The sequence below is a fragment of the Streptomyces botrytidirepellens genome (assembly GCF_003721215.1).
Lineage (GTDB): Bacteria > Actinomycetota > Actinomycetes > Streptomycetales > Streptomycetaceae > Streptomyces > Streptomyces himastatinicus.
Genome location: NZ_RIBZ01000230.1, coordinates 27,819 through 49,335 on the forward strand (window position 1 = coordinate 27,819; position 21,517 = coordinate 49,335).

A 21,517-nucleotide genomic window follows, 5' to 3' on the forward strand; every position below is an offset into this window, starting at 1 on the left:
TCGTCCTCGCCTCGGAGTCAGGATCGGGGTCGGGGTCGGGCGTGCTGTCGGGCGTCGCGCATCCCGTTCCAGCGGACGGCCTTGGGCGTGTCGATGCCGAACTGGTCGAGCACGCGGGTCACGGTGTGGTCGACGATGTCGCCGGCCGTCTCCGGGTGCTGGTAGAAGGCGGGCATCGGGGGCAGGATCACCGAGCCCATGCGGGACAGCGCGAGCATGTTCTCCAGGTGGATGTCGCTCAGCGGGGTCTCCCTGGGCACCAGCACCAGCTTGCGGCGCTCCTTCAGGGTGACGTCGGCGGCGCGGGCCACCAGTCCGTCGGCGAAGCCCATGCGGATCGCCGCGAGGGTCTTCATGCTGCACGGGACGATCACCATGCCGCCCGTGCGGAAGGAGCCGGAGGAGATGGCCGCGCCCTGGTCCTCCGGGGTGTGGGTGACGTCGGCGAGCGCGGCCACCTCGCGGACGCTCATCGCGGTCTCGTACTCGATGGTGGAGCGCGCCCAACGGCTGATCACCAGATGGGTTTCCACCCCGCCGTGCTCGCGCAGCCGCTCCAGCAGCCGCACGCCCAGCACGGCCCCGGTGGCGCCGGTGATGCCCACCACGATCCTGGCGGGCGCGGGGTCGTCCATCGGCAGTGCCATCACGCCTCCTGGTGGCGTCGGAGCACGAGGGCGTCGACGCGGTCGCGGTAGGTGTCGAGGAAGTGGGCAGAGAGCTCGTCGACCGATTCGGCGTCGAAGAGGAGGGTGGGCGAGACGTCGTCGAAGTCCTCGCGCAGCGCGTTGGCGAGCTGGAGGACGAGGATCGAGTCCATGCCGTAGTGGATGAGCGACACCGACGGATCGATCTTCTCCGCCGGGATCTTCAGCGTGGCGGCGGCCTTCTCCTTCAGGTACGCCACCATCGTCGCGGCACGGGCCTCGTCGGAGGGACCGGCCGCGGCGGGCTCATCAGGCGTGGGCTCGACGGCCACGGGCTCGTTGGGTACGGGGGCGGGGTGGGCGTCGGCCACGGGCACCGGCCTGCGGGCGACGCCGTCGCTCTCGGCCGCGATGATCTGCTGTCCGAGCGCCCGGGCCTGCGGCAGGACGAGGACCACCGACAGGAACCCCTCGCCGTGGAGGACGTCCCGCCAGCTCTCGGGCGACAGCGCGGGCGAGCCGGGGATGCGCAGCGACGCGTCCTCGAACAGCCACCAGCCCTCCAGCAGCCCGAAGGTGAGGTGGCTGAACACATCGAACGAGCACAGCTCGTTGAGCAGCAGCCAACCACCGTCGCGCAGGGCCGACTTGGCGTTGCGGAGGGTGGTACGGGTGTCCCGGGTGGCGTGCAGGACGTTGGCGGCTACGACGAGGTCGTAGCCGCCGACCTCGATGCCCTGCCCGGCGAGCGGCTGTTCGGCGTCGAGGCGCGCGGTGTCCAGGTACGGGACGTCGGGCCCGTACTCGCTCTGCGCGTGGTTCAGGAACGCCTTCGACAGGTCGGTGTACGTGTACGTCTCGATGTGGTCCTGGTAGGGGTGCAGCGCCGCGAACAGCCCCACGCTCGTGCCGCCGGTGCCCGCGCCGATCTCCAGGATGCGCAACCGCGCGTCGGGGTGACGGCGCAGCCGCTCGGACACCACGCCGACGGCAGCGTCGGCCATGGCGCGGTTGAAGGTGTCCGCCACGCGGTTGTTCTTGTAGCAGCCCTCGACGAGTTCGAGGGAACCGCGCGGGAACATGATGTCGGTCGGCCGGGTGCGGCCGGTCAGGATGTCGGGCAGGGCGGCGAGCGTGGCGTCGACGAGCCGCAGTTCGGCCCGCTTGTCGGGGTCGGCGGACCACTCGGCGCAGCGCTCCTTCCACTCCTGGTTCAGGGCGTCGAGCGGCGGGGCCGTGGCGGGCATCGTCCGCAGCGCGTGCTCCAGCCAGGTGGTGTACCGGTCGAGGATGCCGCCGCGTGCGCGGAGCGCGGTGAGGTCGGCACCGGGACCGGAGTTGGCGTCGTACGTCTCGCCGTCCCGTACGACGCCCATGGCCGTCAGGTGGCCGCGGGTCATGCGGCCGAGCAGGGCGTCGCGCTCGGCGCGCCAGTCGGCCACCGTCCGCAGGATCTCCTGGCTGTCGGCGAGGCCGGAGCGGGCCATCAGGGCGTCGGCGGGGATGCGGGCGGCCGGGTCGCGTTCGTAGACGGTGAGGCGGGTGGCCGGGTCGATCGGCCGGAGCGCGTCCGGTTCGGTGAGCTTGACGTAGCTGAGCTGCTGCTGCGGGCCGCCGAGCAGGGTGTCGAGCGCGGCCATGGCCTCCGGCGGTTCGATGGACAGCAGCCCCCAGCGGGCCATGCGCTCGCGGTGGAAGTCGGAGGCGACGCTGCCGATGCTGCCCCACCAGCCCCAGTTCATCACCTTCACCGGGCCCGGCCACTGCCCGGACAGGGCGTGGGCGTAGGCGTCGGCGAAGGTGCACCCCGACGCGTAGTTGCTCTGTCCGGCCGCGGTCGTGAACGACTGGATCGAGGAGAAGAAGAGGGCGAAGTCGAGGTCGTCGTCGGCGAACACCGCCGCCATGGCCGCGCTCGCGTCGACCTTGGCCGCCAGGCTCGCGCGGAACGTGTCCTCGTCCATGGTGGCGAGGCCCTGGTCGCGGAGCACCAGGGCCGCCTGCACGACTCCGTCGATCCGCCCGTACCGCTCGATGACCTCGGCGTGGGCGCGGGCCAGGGCCGCGGGGTCCGTGGCGTCGGCGGCGAGATAGCTGACCTCGCCCCGGCCCCGGATGCCACCCAGCTTGGCGTCGATCTCCGCATCGTGCTCACGGCGTCCGAGCCACACGACCCGCGCGCCGTAGCGCTCGACCACATGCTCGGTCCAGGCAGCGCCCAGACCGCCCGCACCACCGATCACGACGTAGACGCCGCCCTCGCGGTAGCGCTGCCCGGTGGCGGTGGCCGCCGCCTCGCACGGGGCCAGTCGGCGGCCGAGCCACTGACCGGCGCGGCGCACCCAGGTGTCGCCGTGTGAATGCGCGGGCAGTGCGGTGAGATCCGCGGGCCACGCGGTGTCGCCGTCCAGGTCGAGCCGGCGGACGGTCCAGTTCGGGTACTCCTGGCCGAGTGAGCCGAAGAGGCCGTGCAGCCCGGCGTGGACGGGCCGGATCTCATCGGTGGCATGGGCCGGGACGGCGCGCCGGGTGACCAGGGTCAGGCCCAGCGACCGGGCGTCGTGCCGGGTCCGCAGCAGCGCCTTGACCATGCGGAAGGCCGCGAGGACACCGTCCTGTTGGGCGGCGACGAGACCGACCGCGTCGGTGACTTCCACACCGGTGTCGGGCGCGATCCACACCAGGTGGCCGAGCGGACCGGCGGCTTGCAGCGCGTCGGCCACCTCGTCGATCGACGCGTCCGGTGCGAGGCTCCACACGGTGGTGTGCGGGCACTGCGCGGTGATCGCCGCCTGCTGTTCTGCGGTGCCGCCGACGACCAGGACGCGGTCCGCGCCGGACGGTACGGGCGCGCCGAACGCGGCGGGCGCGAGCGGCTCCCACACGGGCGCGTACAGCGACGGCACCGGCTCGGGCACCCGGCGCGAGGTGTAGCCGGTCATGGCCACGCACACCGCGCCGGTGTCGTCCACGAGGTCGATGTCGAGCCTGCTGAGGGCCGTGACCGGCTGCGCGCCGTCCGCGACGCGGACGACGGCCCACATCGCCGAGGTGCACGGGGCGAAGAGTTCGAGCCGGTCGAGCGCGAAGGGGATCGCGGTGTCCCGGGGCCCCTCCCCCTCGGCCAGGTGCAGCGCCATCGACGCCTGGATGGCCGAGTCCATCATGGCCGGGTGCAGGACGTACGGCGCGTCCGGCCCGTCCGGCCCGTCCGAGCCGTCGGCCGCGTCGGGGAGGGCGAGCCGGGCGACGACGACGCCGGGGCCGACGTACGCCTCCTCGATGGCGCGCAGCGACGCGCCGTGCACGATGCCCATGGTCCGCAGCGCACCGGCGACGCGTGCCGCGGACACCGTGGTCGGGCAGTCGGCGCGCAGGGACGCGAGGTCGAGGGGCGCCGGGCGCGGGGTGTCCGAGCGCGCGACGCGGCCTTCGCTGTGGACGGACGACTCGGCGGTCCGGGAGGCGACTTCGAAGGAGACACCGCCGTCCCGGACCGGCTTCACCCGGACCTCGACGTCCACGGGCGCGCCCTCGACGGCGAGCGCCTGTACCCAGGTGACGTTGCGCATCCGCAGCGGGGTGGTGGCGGTCGCGCCGAGCGCGTGGACCGCGGTCTCCCGCGCCATTTCGAGGTGGGCCACCCCGGGCAGGGTCCGGCGGCCGTGGACCGTGTGGTCGCGCAGATAGGACTCCTCACCGGTCAGTGTGGCCGTGGCGCGGTGGCCGCCGTCCGCGTCGGGTGCGGGCCGGGGGATCATGGGGTGGCGTACGGCGGGGACTTCGGGGGCGGGTGTCGCCGCCTCGGCCGTCGTCGGCCAGTGGCGCTCGCGGGCGAACGGGTACGTCGGCAGCGGCACCCGGCGCCGCGCGGCCTCGGGGAACACCGCGGCGTAGTCGAGCGCCACGCCCTGGACGAACAGCTCGGCGAGCAGTTCCAGATCCGTGCGGTAGGCGAGCGGTGCGTCGGTGTGCGCCGTACCGCCGGAGCAGCGCCGCAGGGCCTCCTCGCCGAGCCGGGTGCCGTCCGTGCCGTCCCCCGTACCGCTCGCCGCCACCGCCTCTCCGGTGAACGCGCGCGCCCCGCCGAGCCCTTCGTCCAGGACCCGGACCAGCTCCTCGCCATCGCGGACCACGCAGGCGAAGCGGTGTGCGAAGTGTTCGCGCCCGGCGATGAGCGTGTGCGCGATGTCGCCGCAGTCGAGCGCGGGTTCGCGGCGGAGGTGGGCGGCCAGCCGGGTCAGCTGCTGGGCGAGCTGGTCGCGCGAGTGTGCCGAGAGGACGACGAGGTACGCGGGCCGCGGCGCCGGGACCCGCGCCGGGGCGGGCCCTTCGTCGATGACGAGGTGCGCGTTGGTGCCGCTCGCGCCGAACGAGCTGACCACGGCGCGCCGCGGCACACCCGGGGCCGTGTCCCAGCGGTGGGTGCGGGTGCTCACGTAGAACGGGCTGCCGTCGAGCGCCACCGCCTCGTTGGCGGTCTCGAAGTGCAGGGAGGCGGGGATCTGGCGGTGCTTCAGCGCCAGCAGCACCTTGACGACACCCGCGACACCCGCCGCGTGCTGGGTGTGGCCGAGGTTCGTCTTCACCGAACCCAGGGCGCAGTAACCCGCCTTGTCGGTCTCCTCGCGGAACGCCCGGGTGAGCGCCTGGAACTCGATCGGATCGCCCAGCTTGGTGCCCGTGCCGTGCGCCTCGACGAGCTGGATGTGCTCCGCGTCGATGCCGTACGCGTCGTACACCTCGCGCAGCAGGCTCTCCTGGGACGCGGAGCTGGGCGCGGTGATGCCGTTGGTCGCGCCGTCGTGGTTGACGCCCGAGGCGCGGATCACGCCGTAGACGTGGTCCCCGTCGGCGAGGGCGTCGTCCAGCCGCTTGAGCACCAGCGCGCCGACCGCCTCGCCCGGTACGAAACCATCGGCGCGGTGGTCGAAGGTGTGGCAGCGGCCGGTCGGCGAGAGCATCCCGGCGCGCCCGGCCAGGTCGTACAGCCGCGGTGTCGACTGGACGTACACACCGCCCGCGAGCGCCATCGCGGTCTCGCCCGACGCCAGGTCCTTGCAGGCCAGGTCGATGGCGACGAGGGAGCTGGAGCAGGAGGTGTCCACCGCGATGGCGGGGCCCTTGAGGTTGAGGAAGTAGGAGATCCGGCTGGGGATGAACGAGGCCGTGTTGCCCCAGAAGGCCTGGGCGGGCGCGTCCTCGCCCAGCAGCTCCTGGTAGTCGCCGTCCCAGCAGCCGACGTAGACGCCGCAGCGGACGTCGCTCATCCGGTGGCCCGCGTATCCCGCGTCCTCCAGGGCCTTCCAGGACTCCTCGAGCAGCAGCCGCTGCTGCGGGTCCATGATGGCGGCCTCGACGCCGGAGATGTTGAAGAACAGCGGATCGAACTCATCGATGTGGTCGAGGAATCCGCCGCGTGTGCAGCGCTTCGCCGCGCCGGTGTCCGTGGCCTTCAGATCCCAGCGGGTGGCCTCGCCGACGAGGTCACGGCCCGCCGCGAGGTGTTCCCACAGGTCGGCCGGGGAGTCGGATCCGGCGAACCGGCCGCTGATACCGACGATGGCGATCGGCGGTCGTGGCGTTGCGGGTGGTGTGGTGCGCGGTGTCGGTGTCGTGGCCGGGCCCGGTCGGGGCTCGGTGCGGGTGACGACGGGACGGTGGGCGCCCAGGATGTGGGCGATGAGGCGGTCCGCCGTGCTGTGGTCGTAGATGACACTCGTCGGGAGGTCGAGCGCGAGGGTTTCGTTGAGTTCGTGGACGAGGCGGACGCCGAGGATGGAGTCGAGTCCGTAGTCGGCGAAGGCGTGGCCGCCCTCGACCTCGCTCTCCCGCATCGCGAGCGCCTTGGCGAGCTTGTCCCGCACCACGCGGGCCACCTGCGCTTCGAGCGGCTCCTGCGGGGCGGCCGCGGCCGGTTCGATGGGTTGCTCGGTGGGCCGTTCGAGGGCCACGGGTGCCATGTCCGCCACCGGATCGAGGTCCCCGACCCAGTACCGGTCCTTGGCGAACGGATACGTGGGCAGCGCGATCCGCCGCGGCATCGCCGGGGCGTGCAGCGCATGCCAGTCGGGCTCCACGCCCTCGACCCACAGGGCCGCGAGCTTGGCCGCCTTACCGGCCCTGGCCCAGCGCTGGACCAGGAGTTCCCGGAGGTCGTCGTCGGCGGCGATCTCGGCGAGGGCGCCCTGTGCGTGTCCCGCGGTGGCCCGGTACACGCCCGGTGCCCCGTCGCCGCTGTTGCCACCGCCGTCCACGTACGCACGCAGCGCGTCCCGCAGTTCGGGCACCGATGCCGCGACCACCGCGAGCCGTTCCTTCAGGGCCTCGCGCCCGACCTGGAGGGTGAAGGCGAGATCGGCCAGCCGGACGTCCTGGGTGTCGAGGAACGTGGCGAGGCGCCCGGCCGAGGTGTGCAGCTGCTCCGGCGTACGGGCCGAGAGGACGACGATGTGCTCGGCGCCGTCGGCCGTGCCCGTGGGAGGCGGCTGCTCGGTGGCGTACTCCTCCAGGATCACATGCGCGTTGGAGCCGCCCGCGCCGAACGACGAGACGGACGCGATGCGGGGGCCGTCCGGCTCCCACGCCGTCAGCTCGCGCTGGACGAAGAACGGGGTCCGCTCGAAGGCGATGTTGGGGTTCGGCTCCTCGGCGTGGAGGCTCGGCACGAGCTGTCCGTGGCGCAGCTGGAGTACGGCCTTCGTCAGCCCCGCGATGCCCGCGGCGGCCTCCAGGTGGCCGATCGCCGACTTCACCGAGCCGAGTGCGCAGTACTGCGTGTCCGCCGTGTCCTGTCCGAAGGCGAGCGTCAGCCCCTTCACCTCGATCGGGTCGCCCAGCTCCGTACCGGTGCCATGTGCCTCGACGTAGCCCACCTCGCGGGCGGAAACCCCGGCGCGGGTCATCGCGTCCCGGATCAGCTCGGCCTGGGCGCCGGGGTTCGGCACGGTGTACCCGTTGGAACGGCCACCGTGGTTGATGCTCGTCCCGCGGATCACCGCGAGCACACGGTCGCCGTCGGCGAGGGCGCGCGAGAGCGGCTTCAGCAGGACGCAGCCGACGCCCTCACCGGGTACGAAGCCGTCGCCACCGCTGCCGAAGCTGCGGCACCGCGCGTCGGAGGACAGCATGGTGGAGCCGGACAGTTCGATGTAGTCCTGCGGATGCAGATAGAGGTTGACGCCACCGGCGATGGCCAGCTCGCATGCGCCCTGGTGCAGATGCTCGCACGCCTCGTGGATGGCGGTGAGCGACGCCGAGCACATCGTGTCGAGCGTCAGACTCGGCCCGCGCAGATCGAGGACGTACGAGGTACGGGCGCTGAGCGAGGCGAAGGAGACCACCGGGGTCGTCGTCTCCCCCGACGGCAGCCGCCGCACACCGTGGCGGGCGTGGCCCGTCTTGGTGACGCCCGCGAACACACCGACCCGGCGCCGGTGGCGGCGCGCCAGCTCCTCGCGTGCGTATCCGGCGTCCTCCAGCACTTCCCACGACGCCTGGAGGAACAGCCGCTCCTGCGGGTCCATGGCGTACGCGTCGCGCGGCGCGATCTGGAAGAGGAGCGGGTCGAACGCCGCGAAGTCCTCCAGGAAACCGCCCCACTTGCTGTAGCTGCGGCCGGTGGCGACGGCCGTCGCGCGGTCCGGCTCGTAGAAGCCGTCCAGCGACCAGCGGTCGGCCGGGATCTCGCCGACGCAGTCGCGGCCCGCCTTGAGGTTCTCCCAGAAGGCGGTGATGTTCTCGGCCTGCGGGTAGCGGCCGCTCATGCCGATGATGGCGATGGGCTCCCGCACCCCGGGCGAGGGCGAAGGTGAGGGCGAGGGGGCCGCGGGTCGCGGTGCGGGGTCGGGTGTCACGGTGGTGGTCTCCACGGGGGCGGTGTCCACAGGGGCGGTGTCCTCGGGGGCGGTGTCCTCGGGGGCGGTGTCCTCGGGGGCCGGTGACGCATGCTCCGTCGCGAGGTGTCCGGCGACCGCGCGCAGCGTCGGGTGTTCGTAGAAGAGGGTCTTCGAGACATCGCCGTACCGGGCGGCAAGCTCCTTGTTGAGCTGCACGACCATGATCGAGTCGAGTCCCGTCGCACCGATCGGCTCGTCGGCGTCCACGGCGTCACGCGGAACCTTGGTGACGCGTGCGAAGAGGTCGAGGAGGTGGTGCAGCGCCTCGCGCCCGGCACGCTCGGAGGCGGCGCGCCTCGGCCGTGGCCACGGGGCGGGGGCGGTGTTACGCGTACGGGCCGGTGTGCCCGGTGCGCTGAACGTTGCCGAGTGCAGCGCCTGGCCCGGGTCGCCGTAGTGCACCCACACCCGCTCCGCCCCGAGCCGCCACGCGCGGACCAGGGCGGCGAGCCCGTCGGCCGACTCCATGGGGACGAGGCCACGGCTGTGCCAGAGGTACGCGAGCGTCGCCTCGTCCACCGCCATCCCGCCGTCCTTCCACAGCGGCCACGCGATCGACAGGGTGCGCCCGGAGCGCTCCCCTGCGGCGACGCGGGCGGTGCGGAGCGTGGCGAAGGCGTCCAGGAAGGCGTTGGCGGTGGCGTAGTCCGCCTGGCCGGGGTTGCCGGTGAGGGCGGAGCCGGAGGAGAAGGTGAGGACGAAGTCGAGCGGTTCGCCCGCGGTGGCCCGGTCGAGGTGGACGAGGCCGTCGGCCTTGGGCGCGAGGACGTCGTCCCACTCCTCCGCCGTCTTCTTCGCGAGCGTCGCGTCACGGATGACACCGGCGGAGTGCACGATGCCGTGCAGCTCGCCGACTTCCTCGCGGACGTGGGCGACCAGGTGGCGGACCTCTTCCCAGCGCGAGATGTCGGCGCGCTCGTAGCGGGCCACGGCACCGGCGGCGCGCAGCTCGTCGAGGAGCGTGTCGATGCGGCCGTTCTTCGGCCGCCTGCCGACCAGGACGAGGGTCGGGCGCTCCACACCGTGGGCGATGTGGCGGGCGACGATGGCGCCGATGCCGCTCGCGCCGCCCGTGATGAGGTACCTGCCGCCCGCGCGCCACGGGATGCCCGCCGCCGCGTTCGGGGCCGGGACGTCCCAGGTCTGGACGGTGCGTACGCCGTCGTCGTAGCGGATCACCTCGCCGTCCGTGGCGGGTGCGTTGTCCGCGACGAGGGTGGCCACGGTGTCGTCGTCCGTGGCGGCGCCGTCGAGGCCGATCACCTGGCCCATGAACCGGGGGCTTTCGAGCGCCGCCGTGCGCAGCAGGCCCGCGAGGGCCAGCTGGGTCGCGTCGTCGCCGTCCGTCGAGACCACCACCTGCACGAGGGTGGCCCCGCCGCCTTCGGCGGGCTCGGCGGCCAGGTCGCGGACGGCCTCGAAGACCTGCCGTGAGACGTCCCTGAAGCGGCTGTCGAGGCGCTGCTTGGCCGTGGTGACGGCGTGGCAGCGGGCGCCCGGGACCCGTCGCTCGACGGCGGCCCGCGCGGTGGTGGTCGCTCCGCACAGGATCACCAGGTGGCGGGCGTAGGTGTGCTCGCGCGGCGCCGACGGTGCGGGCTGCGGGGTCCACCGGGGGACGAGCAGGGTCGTCCCGATGAGGGGCAGGAGACTCTGCGCCGATGCGTCGGCGTCGGCGTCGGCGTCGGCGTCGGCGTCGGCGTCGGCGTCGGCGTCAGTGTCGGTGTCGGTGTCGGTCTGGGCGGGGGTGTCGGTGCCGGGAATCCAGTAGCGCTCGCGGGCGAAGGGGTACGTGGGCAGATGGGCGCGGAGCGGGGTGTCCGCCCCGTACAGCGTGCGCCACTCGACGGTGCCGCCCTCGGTCCAGCGGGTGAGCAACCGCCCGAGGTCACCGTCCGGCGCGTCGCCGCGTTCGCCGCGCTCCACGAACGCCCGTAGTCTGTCGGCGAGTTCCTCTCGCGAGGCCACCACCCAGGCGGCGCGCCGCTCCATCGCCTCGCGCCCGGTTTGCAGTGTCCAGGCGATCGAGGGCAGCGCATCCGACCGGCCGGGGTCGCTGACGTAGGCGAGGAGTCGGCTCGCGACCTGCCGGAGCTGTTCGTCCGTGCGGGCCGAGATCGGAACGATGACGCTCGCGCCCTCCGACGGCCCGCGGTGGCCGCGCTCGATGGTCCTGGGCACGTACTCCTCCACCACCACATGGCAGTTGGAGCCGCCGAAGCCGAAGCTGCTGACGCCCGCGCGGCGCGGCGTGACCGCGCCACGGCCGTCCCCGCCGCCGTCGCGCGGGCGCGGCCACGGCTCGTTCTCGCGCACGATGTGGAAGGGGCCCTCGTCCAGCTGGATGAACGGGTTGATCTCCGCGCAGTGGCGGGTTGCCGGGAGCACCCCGTGGCGCAGGGCCAGGATCACCTTCAGCAGCCCCGCGATGCCCGCGGCGGCCTCCAGATGGCCGATGTTGGACTTCACCGAGCCGAGACCACAGCCGGCCGTGTCCCCGGCGCCCAGCCGCCGGAAGGCGCCTTGCAGCGCCCGTACCTCGACGGGATCGCCGAGCGCGGTCCCCGTCCCGTGCGTCTCGATGTAGCCGATGGTGTCCGGGTCGAGGTCGCCCAGCGCCGCCGTGACCAGCTCGGTCTGGGCGTCGGCGTTGGGCGCGGTGAGCGAGTTGGCCCGGCCGCCGTGGTTCTCGGCGCTGCCGCGCAGCACCGCGAGGATGGCGTCGCCGTCCCGCTCCGCGTCCGCAAGGGGCTTGAGGACGACGGCGCCGACGCCCTCACCGCGTACGTAGCCGTCCGCGTCCCGGGCGAAGGTCTTGCACCGGCCGTCCGGGCTGAGCATGCCCGCGCGCTGCGCGCTCACGAACGTGTCGACGCTGAGCAGCAGGTTCACCCCGCCCGCGATCGCCACATCGCACGCGCCGGAGCGCAGGGCGTCGAGGGCGCGGTGGACGGCGATGAGGGAGCTGGAGCAGGCGGTGTCGACCGGCTGGCTCGGGCCGCGGATGTCGAGCACGTACGACACGCGGTTGACGAGCATCGAGTGGGCGTTTCCGGTGGAGGTGAACGCGTCCGGCTCCACGCCGTACGTGGTGAGCAGCGTGGCGTAGTCCGTCCCCGACACGCCCAGAAAGAGCCCGGTGTTGGTGGGGAGGTCGGCGCGGGTGTACGCGCTGTCCTCCAGCGCGCCCCACACCGTCTCGAGGGCCAGCCGGTGCTGCGGATCCATCAGCTCGGCCTCGCGCGGATAGATCCGGAAGAAGCCCGCGTCGAATGCGTCCACGTCGTCGAGGACGCCCGCGTGGCGCGGGAAGTCGGCCTCGTCCACGATGCGTGCGTAGGTGGCGTCGTAGCGGTGGACCGGGAACTCCGCGACCGAGTCCTTGCCCTGGAGGAGATTCGCCCAGTAGGTGTCGAGGTCGGGCGCGCCGGGGAAACGTCCCGCCGCGCCGATGACGGCGATGGGCATCGGCGTGTCGTCCTCGCGCCGGTCGGGGGCGGGGCTCGCCACGGGCGCGGCGGCGCTCGCCACCTCTCGGCGCGGCGCCCGTACCGCCTGCGGTGTGCGCGCCTCGTGCGCGGCGCGGACCGGCTGCTCGTACTCCTCGGCGAGGTGGCGGCCCAGCGCGTCGAAGGTGCGGACGTCGAAGAAGACCGCAGGGCTCACGTCGATGCCGAACCGCTCGTGGATGCGCTTCGAGAAGGTCACCAGCGAGATCGAGTCGAAGCCGAAGGCGTCGAAACCCGTGTGGACGTCCAGCTCGTCCGCGTCGAACTTGAGGATGCCCGAGGCGATGCCGCGCAGTTCGTCCACGACGAAGGAGACGATTCCGCCGTCGCGCGGTGTGTCGTGCCGGGGTACGTCCTGACGGGGCACGACCTGACGGGGCACGACCTGACGGGGCACGTCCTGCCCGGGTGCGTCGTGGTCCCCGTAGCGCACGCCCGTCAGCTCCACCGCGACCTCGCCGCCGGGCCCCAGCAGCGTGATGCTCCCGGCCAGGGCGCCGCCTTCGGCGGCCAGGTCGAGCACGGCGTACGCCACCTCCGGGGCGCCGGTGTGGAGGCGGACGTCGGCGGCGTGCCGCCAGGTCTGCCGCTCCCAGTACGGCATCCCGGCGTCCTTCGCCACGAGGTGCGCGCCCTGGTCGAGGGCCGCGAGGACATGCGGGGCGAGGGTGACGTGGGGCTTGGTGCGATCCCGCTGGAGTTCGGGGGCGGTGAGCATGAGCACCAGCCGTCCGTCCCGCAGCCAGAGCGCACTGTCGATCCCGCACAGCATGGGCTCGTAGTCGAGCCCGCCGTCGGCGAGTTCGGCGAGCGTCTGCGGCTGGTCGAGGGTGCGTACGGCGTCGAAGCGGAGGGAAGCGCGGGGCATCGCGGGGCCGGGCGTGCCGTCCGCGCCGACGTCGAACTCCACGACTCGCCTACGCGTCCCCGACGCGTCCTCGGCGAACACCGCGCCCCGGGCCGCCTCGGGGCGTGTCGTGTCCAGCGTGGTGATCAGACGCTCCGTGGCGGTCCACTCGATGGGGCCGAGGACACGGAGGTCGCGCACCCGCACGGCGGCCGGATCGGCGGCGAGTCCGGAGATCCGCGCGGCTGCGAGCGCCACGTCCAGGGCGAACGCCGGGACGATGTCCCGTTCCCTGCCCCGCTGGTATCCGTAGTCGAGCAGGTCGTCGAGGTGGACGTCGAGGGTGTAGCGCAGCCCGTCGACATCGGATGCGTTGCGGCCCAGGAACGGGTGGAGCTTGTCGCGGAGGGCGAGGGGCGCGAGCACGCTCGGCGCGCCGGGCTCCGGAGTCACCCAGCACGACACGCGGTCGAAGGGATAAGCGGGGAGCGAGACACGCCCCAGCCGCCGCGGGTCGCCGAGCCGCGCCCAATCGACGCTCTTGCCGCCCGCCCAGACCGTACCGAGGTCGCGTGCGGCCGCCGCTCGTGGATCGTCGCTGCTCAGCGCGGTGGTGAGGTCACGGTCGCCCGCCAGGTAGCGGTCGATGGCCTCGATGGCGCCGCGCGTGTCGGCCGCGAAGAAGGCCCACCGCCGCGGGAGTTCGTTCTTGCCCACGCGCAGCGTGAACGCGATCGACGGCAGATCGGACTCGTCCGCCTCGGTCAGATACGCGCGGAAACGGGCGAGGGAGGTGTCCAGCGCGGCATCCGTCATCGCCGAGAAGACGAACAACTCGTCGCGTCCGTCGCGGACATCGCGCACGTCGCCGGGCCGTCCCGCGTACTCCTCCAGAATCATGTGCGAGTTCATCCCGCCCGCGCCGATCGAGGTGATTCCGGCGCGTCGGGGATGGGTGACGACACGCCCGTCGGCGGCCCTGACCGCCGCCGGTTCCCATGGCCCGAGTGCCCGCTGAACGCGGAACGGGGTCCCGCCGAAGTCGATGTCCGGGTTCAGTTCGTCGCTGTGCAGGGAGGGCACCAGCTTGCCCTTCCGGAGCTGGAGGATCACCTTCGCGAAGCCGATCATTCCGGCCGCGTGCAGCAGGTGCCCCAGGTTCGACTTGACCGAGCCGAGGGCGCAGAACTGGGTGTCCTCGGTGTGTTTGCGGAACGCGTCGGTGAGCGCCTTGACCTCGATCGGGTCGCCGAGCGACGTACCCGAGCCGTGCCCCTCGACGTAGCTGATCGTCCGCGGGTCCACGCCCGCGTCGTCGATCGCCTTCTCGATCGCCCGCGCCTGCGCGTGGGGGCTGGGCACGGTGAAGCCGTTGCGTACGCCCGCGTTGGTGAGCGCGGTGCCCTTGATGACCGCGTACACCTGGTCGCCGTCGCGCTCGGCCTCGACCAGCGGCTTGAGGACGACGGCCCCCACGCCCTCGCCCAGGATCGTGCCGTCCGCGCCGAGCCCGAAGCTGCGGATCACATCGGAGGTCGCGGTGGTGAAGTGCTCCTGCGAGGAGGAGATGAGGTTGTACGGGTGGAGGAGGAGGTTCACTCCCCCGGCCACGACCATCGGGCACTCGCGGGCGCGCAGCATCTGCACGGCCTGGTGGATGCAGGCCGAGGACCCCGAGCACATGGTGTCCAGGAAGATCGACGGCCCGGTCAGCCCGTAGAAGTACGAGAGCATGTTGGGGAGCGTGCCGGTGTAGCTGCCGCTCGCCGCGGAGCCCCGGGTCAGGCTGTTCTGGAAGCCGTAGAGGCCGTAGTGGTTGCTCATCGCGCCGACGAGCACGCCGACGTCGCCGCCGTACTGCCGCTGGATGGTCTCGCGCGAATACCCGGCGTCCTCCAGCGCCTCGACGCCGGTCTGGAGGAACAGCCGGACCTCCGGCGACATGTGCTCGGCGTCGCGCTTGGAGATGCGGAAGTAGCGGGGGTCGAAGGCGTCGATGCCGCGCAGGAACGTGCCCGTGCGGATGGAGCTCTTGCCGAGGACGGCGCGGTCGCGGCTGTAGATCGCGTCGTGGTCCCAGCGGTCGCGCGGGACCTCTTCGAAACCGTGCCGTCCCTCTTCGAGCAGCGACCACAGCTCGTCCATCGTGTCGGCGCCGGGGTAGGTGCCGGAGATGCCGATGACGGCGATGTCGTGGTAGTCGTCGTCATCGCGGCGCGGGCGGGGCTCCGGGGCTGCCGGGGCCGGGGCCTCGGTGACGGCTACGGATGCGGATGCGGATACGGCCTCGGTGGGGGTTTCGGCTTGGGCCTCCGCACCCAGGATGGTCTCCAGCGTCGCGCGGTGCGAGGCGAGGAAGTAGCCCGCGACGCCTTCGATGGTGACGTACTCGAAGAAGATCGTCTTCGGTAGCGGGCCGAAGAGTTCTTCGAGGCGCGCGGTGGTCTCCAGGATGGCGAGCGAGTCGATGCCGTACTCGACCAGGTTGACCGTGGAGTCCATCGCGGCGGGATCGTGGTGCAGCACCTCGCCGAGGATCCGCGTCAGCAGTTCCTCGGTCGGCTCCGTCAGGTCACCGCCCGCCGGTGTGACGGCCGGTGCGTCGGCAGTTGCGGGTGCGGCGGGTCGCTGCTCGTCGCGCCGCGCGGGCGAGAGCGTGGCGTCCGAGCCGTACGCGACGACGACATGCCCGGGCGCGTCGCCCAGCACGCGGCCGAACACGCGCAGTCCGTCCTCCGTCGGCAGGGGTTCCCAGCCGCGCTGTTTGCGCATCGACTCGCGGGTCACGGCGTCGACCGTCATCCCGCCGTCCGCCCACAGCGGCCAGCTGACGGCGACGGTCCGCCCGGTCCGCTCCCCCACGTCCACCAGGGCCTGCCGATGGTGGGCGAAGGCGTCCAGGAAGGCGTTCGCCGCCGCGTAGTCGCCTTGCCCGGGGTTGCCGTACACCCCGGCGACGGACGAGAAGACGGCGAAGAAGTCGAGCGCGAGGTCGCGCGTGGCGGCGTCGAGGTGCACCGCGCCGCGCACCTTCGGCTCCAGCACGGCGGGCAGCTCGGCCGCGTCCTTGGTGAGGAGGTAGCCGTCGCGCAACACGCCCGCGGCGTGCACGATCCCGTCGAGCGAGCCGTGGTCGCGGGTGATGGCGCGGACGGCCTGCTCCACGTCCTCCCGGCGGCCGACGTCGACGGCCCGGTAGTGCGCGTCCACGCCCGCTGCCCGCAGCTCACGGAGCGCCGCGTCGCTCGCGGCCCCGGCCGCCGACCGCCCGCTCAGGACGACGGTGACCCGGCCGGAGCGCGCGAAGTACCGCGCGACGTGCCGCCCCAGACCGCCGAGTCCGCCCGTCAGCCAGTAGACCCCGCCGTCCTTCAGCGGCGGGACTCGCGGTCCCTCGCCCAGGTCGACATCGACGGGCCGCCACTCCTGGCGGGTGCCGTCGTGGGCGTACCGGACCTCGCCGGCGCCCGCGGGGTCGGCCGCCTCGGCGGCCACGATGGCGGCGACACGCTCGGGCGTGGCGGTGTCGAGCCCGGCGATGCGCACGACACGCCCGGAGACGAGGGGGTTCTCGGTGGCGGCGGTTTGGAGGAGACCGGCGAGCGGGGCGTGGAAGTGGCGGGGTACGCGGCCGTCGACGAGGACGACGACACGGTGCGCGTGCCGGGGGCGCGACCGCATCAGTTCCTGAACGCGGCCGAAGACGACGCCCAGCACGGCGTCGATGCCGTCGGCTACGCGGTCGCGGGTGATGTCGGGCAGGCGCGTGAGCGAGCCGTCGCCGCCCGCGCCCACGGCCGGACCGGCCCCGGCGATGAAGCCGTGCACGGTCGGGTTCTGCGCGTCGGGGCCGCCTTCACTCGGCCCCGACGCCGCCCCGAGCGGTGCGTCCGCCCACTGGCAGGCAGCGGTGACGACACACCCCACACCGCCGCCGGACGTATCGCCACTGGACGCGACCGGGGCCCGGCGCTGGACCAGGCCGCGCAGCCGTACGGCGACGACGCCCTCCGCGTCGCACAGGTCGATGTCGAACGTGTCCAGGGAACCGGCCCCCGCGCGGCGGCGGACCCAGGCCCAGGTGTCGTCCGGGCAAGGGGCGTGGACCTCCAGGGCCTCCAGGGCGAACGGGAGCGCCGGGCCCTGGGGCCGTGCGTCACCGCCGGCCGCCTCGTGCAGCAACAGCACCGATCCCTGAAGCGCCGCGTCCAGGACGCTCGGCGGCAGGACGCCGCCCGTCCCCGGGCCCGGTCGGACGATGCGGGCGACGAGTTCGTCCGTCCCGACGGAGATCTCGGCCAGTCCGCGCATCGCGGCGCCGTACTCCAGACCCTGGTCATGGAACGCGGCGTAGACGTCGTCGGGCGCGCGCCGCGCCGCACACGCCGCACGCCGCGCCGCCAGATCGACCGGCTCCGGCGTGTCGAGCCCGCCCACCTCGGCGGTGCCACGGCTGTGGATCACGCACGACGGGTCGTGCGCCGACGCGCCCGTGTAGACCTGGTAGCCGAAGCCGCGCCCGTCCCCGGGGACGAGACCCACATGGACGTCGAGCGAGTCGTCGTCCGCCACCACGGGCCGCAGAAAGGTGACGTCGCGCAGCCGCAGGCCAGCGGCATCCGCGCCCGCCGCGTCGTGCACCGCCGCCCGGGCCAGCTCCAGATGGGCGGCCGCGGGCAGCACCCGGGCGCCCCGCACCTGGTGTGCGGCGAGGAAGGGTTCGTCTCCGGTGAACGTCGAGCTGTACCGCTGCTCGTGCGCATCGGAGGTGTTCCGCTGGACGAGCGCAGAAGATGGCCGGAGCGGACCGGCATCCCCCTCCCCCGACGCCTCACGCCCCCGGAACCAGTGGCGCTCCCGCGCGAAGGGGTACGTGGGAAGCCGTACGCGCCGCCGCTCCCCATACCCGTCATGCTCCGCGGCCACGTCGACCGTCTCCGTCTCGCCCTCGACCCAGCGCGTCGCCGCGCGCAGCAGCCCGGGCGTGTCGTGGGCGTCCCCGTGCACCGCCGACTCGGCGAGCGCGCCGTCCACGAACGAGGCGAGCGACGCGCCGAGTTCGGACAGGCTCGCGACGACGAACGCGACACGCGCGGGCATCGGCTCGCGGCCGATCTGAAGCGTGTACGCGATGTCGGCGAGCCGCCGCGCCGCGCCGTCACCGGTGTGCGGTGTGCGCAGATGGTCCCGCAGCTGCCGGGCGACCTCGCGCAGCTGCGCGGGCGTCCGGGCGGAGAGCGGCACGACCTCCGGGCCCGCCACGTCATCGACGCGCTCGTCGTCGTCCCGTACGCGTACGTACTCCTCCAGGACCACATGGGCGTTCGTACCGCCGAAGCCGAACGAGCTGACGCCCGCCCGCAGCGGCCCGTCCTGCCGCCCCGGATCGCCCCACGGCTGGGTGTCGCGCACGATGAAGAAGGGGCTGCCGTCCAGCTTGATGAGCTTGTTCTGCGCCTCGAACCCGGCGGTAGCGGGCAGGGTCCGGCCCGCCAGGGAGGCGATCACCTTGGCCATTCCGGCGACGCCCGCGGCCCCCTCCAGGTGGCCGATGTTGGTCTTCACCGAGCCGACCCCGCAAGTCGCCGGGCGCGCCTCGGTGCCCTGCGCCGCGTGCAGGTTCTGGAACGCCCGCTTGAGCGCGATGATCTCGATCGGGTCGCCGACGGGCGTGCCCGGCCCGTGGGCCTCGATGTAGGTGACGGTCTCCGGGCGGATTCCGGCGCGGGTGTACAGGCCCTCGATGAGCTGGGCCTGGGCGACGGGGTTGGTGACCGTGAGGGAGCTGGTCCGGCCGCCGTGGTTGGTCGCGATGCCCTTGATGACGGCGTGGACGGGGTCCCGGTCCTCGATGGCCCGGGCGAGCGGTTTGAGCAGCAGGACGGCGCCGCCCTCGCCGCGCACATAGCCGTCCGCGTCCTGGTCGAAGGCGCGGCTGCGGCCCGTGCGGGAGAGCATCCCGGCCTGGCTGAAGGCGATGAAGTGCTTGGGCGACCAGCACAGGTTGACGCCCCCGGCGAGGGCGAGCCCGCATTCGCCGCGCTGGAGGGCGGACACCGCCTCGTACACGGACACCAGCGAGCTGGAGCAGGCGGTGTCGTTGGTGATGCTCGGGCCCTGGAAGTCGAAGAAGTAGGAGACCCGGTTGGCGATGATGGAATAGGCGGTGCCGGTGGGGAAATAGGCGTCGGTCTTCGCCCGGTCGCGTTCCATCAGCTCCGCGTAGTCCGCGTGGCACACGCCCATGAAGACGCCGGTCGAGGTCCCGGCGAACTCGCTCGCCCGGTATCCCGCGTCCTCGATGGCCTTCCAGGCGAGTTCGAGCGCGAAGCGCTGCTGCGGGTCCATGCTCTCCGCCTCGCGCGGGGAGATGCGGAAGAACGCGGCGTCGAAGCAGTCGGCGTGGTCGATGAAGCCGCCCCAGACGCTGCTGGTCTTTTCGGCGCCGCGCCGCGGATCGCCGAAATGGCGCTCCTTCGACCACCGCTCGGGCGGCACTTCGGAGATGAGCGAGCGGCCCGCGGTCAGATGGCCGAACAGCTCGTGGAGGGTGTCGGCTCCGGGAAGCCGCAGCGCGAGACCGATAACGGCGATGTCATCGGCAGAAGCAGGCGGCATGGCGGCGGGATTCATCGCGTTCCTCCGACGGACAGCCGGGACAGACGGTGGTCGACAGCGGTCCGTATCTCCATGCGCGGTGCGGGCTCCGCGCTCACGCGGTCCTCCTGGTTCCGCACGTACTGGTGGTTGAGGACGGCGGTGGAGAGCAGATAGACGAACGCCTGGTCCTCTTTGGTGCTGATCTCGGGATCGGGAGTCGACATGACCTTGTTGACGAGCTTGCGCGCGAAGACCGGGTCGACGCAGTCGAGGTGGGCGAGTTCGGTGTCCGAGAGCAGCAGTTCCATGTAGTCGGGGCGCCGGTCCTTGAACGCGGCGGCACCCGGTGCACGATACGGCTGTTTGGGCCGGGTGAGGCTGGATTGGGGCAGTTCGCCGTGGAACGCCTTCTTGAGGATGGCCTTCTCCTGGAATCCGTCGTCGTAACCGAGGTTCACGGACGCCGCCGCCCGCACCACGGCCGGGTCGAGGAACGGGCAGCGGTTCTCCACGCTGTGCGCGAGGCCCATCCGCTCGCCCTGCGTGGACAGCAGATAGCCCGCGAGGAGCGTCTTGTACTCGAGCCACTGCGCCTTCTGGGTCGGCGACAGCGCGGCGTAGCCGGGGGTGGTCCGGACGAGGTCGAGGACGTCCCCGAACGGCTCGTCGCGGTCCTTCAGCAGCCGTACCGCGAACCGGCCGTTCTGGTAGCGGAGTTCGTGCGAGAAGAGCCCCGGCAGTCGCTCGGTGGAGAACTGGCTGAAGAGTCCGGTCAGATGCTTACGGTGGCCCGGTCCGAAATGGCCGAGTTCGGGGTAGAGACTGCCGAGCTTGGCCGCCTTCTCCTCGTCCGACAGCTCGTTCCACGACGTACGCAGCAGGGTCTCGCGGAACAGCGAATAGCCGAGGAACGCCTCATCGGCCCCCTCACCGCTCAGGATCACCTTGATTCCGCTGTCCCGCACATGGCGCGACAGCAGATACATCGGAACGAACGCGGTGCGGAAGGCGGGAACTTCGGCGTGATAGACCGCCGCGGGGAAGTTCTCCGCGATGTCGGCGCTCGATATGGCGAGCGACGAGTGGAGCGTGCCGAGGTGCGCGGCGACGCTGCGCTGACTGCCCGACTCGTCGAAGGTCTTGTCCTCGAACTCCACCGAGAAGGTGCGCACCTGGCTGCGGGACAGGTCGGTGGCGAGCTTGGTGACGATGGACGAGTCGAGTCCGCCGCTCAAGTAGACGCCGACCTCGACATCGCTGCGCAGCCGCAGCTCGACGCTCTTGCGCAGCTCCTCGCGGACGAAGGCGGCGGCGTCCTCCTCGGTTCCGGTGAACGGCGGCGCGTCGACGCGCAGCTGTTCGTACGTGCTCAGCGTGCGCCGTTCCCCCCGCACGGTGAGGAGGCCGCCCACCGGGACCTGGCGGATGTCGCGGAACGGGGTGCGGTCGGGCAGCGTCGTCCAGACGGCGAAGATCGACGCCAGCTCCCGGGGATCCAGCTCGAAGCGGAAGCCGGGGAACGCGCGGAACGCCTTCATCTCGGAGGCGAAGAGGAACGCGTCGGGGCGGTCGGCGTAGAAGAGCGGGCGTTTGCCGTACCGGTCGCGGGCGAGGAAGAGTTCGCCGGTGGCCGCGTCCCGGATCGCCAGGCCGAAGGCGCCGTTGAAGCGGGTGAGGCAGGCGGGCCCCCACTGGATCCACGCCTGGAGCACCACTTCGGTGTCGGAGTGGGTGCGGAACGTCCGGCCGAGCCCGCGTAATTCGTCGCGCAGCTCGATGTGGTTGTACAGCTCGCCGTTGAAGCAGATCCAGTACCGCCCGGTGCGGTCTGCCATCGGCTGTGAGCCCCCGGCGATATCGATGATCGACAGGCGGACGGCCCCCATCGCGATGCCGTCGTCGAGGTAGTACCCCGCCTCGTCCGGGCCGCGGTGGTGAATGAGTGACAGCATCGAGGTGATGACCTGCGGCACGGCATCACCCTGGAGTTCAGCGGAAAGGAAACCAGCAAGTCCG

3 protein-coding genes are annotated in these 21,517 nt (G+C 72.5%); all 3 read right to left on the bottom strand.

Going from position 1 to position 21,517, the window contains the following annotated elements:
* Positions 1-17: 17 nt before the first annotated feature.
* Genes EEJ42_RS17505 through asnB form a run of 3 tightly spaced genes read right to left on the bottom strand, consistent with a single transcriptional unit; the run spans position 18 to position 21,474 of the window.
* Positions 18-647 carry a non-oxidative hydroxyarylic acid decarboxylases subunit B gene (locus EEJ42_RS17505; protein WP_184503140.1) on the bottom strand — a complete coding sequence of 210 codons (630 nt, stop codon included), beginning with the start codon at positions 645-647 and terminating at the stop codon, positions 18-20.
* Positions 647-19,534 carry an SDR family NAD(P)-dependent oxidoreductase gene (locus EEJ42_RS17510; protein ID WP_246096832.1) on the bottom strand — a complete coding sequence of 6,296 codons (18,888 nt, stop codon included), beginning with the start codon at positions 19,532-19,534 and terminating at the stop codon, positions 647-649. Before EEJ42_RS17510 ends, EEJ42_RS17505 begins: the two co-directional genes overlap by 1 nt.
* On the bottom strand, positions 19,531-21,474 hold the full coding sequence (asnB, locus tag EEJ42_RS52870) for an asparagine synthase (glutamine-hydrolyzing) (protein WP_246096834.1): 1,944 nt from the start codon (positions 21,472-21,474) through the stop codon (positions 19,531-19,533). The genes EEJ42_RS17510 and asnB overlap by 4 nt, the downstream gene beginning before the upstream one ends.
* Positions 21,475-21,517 lie beyond the last annotated feature (43 nt).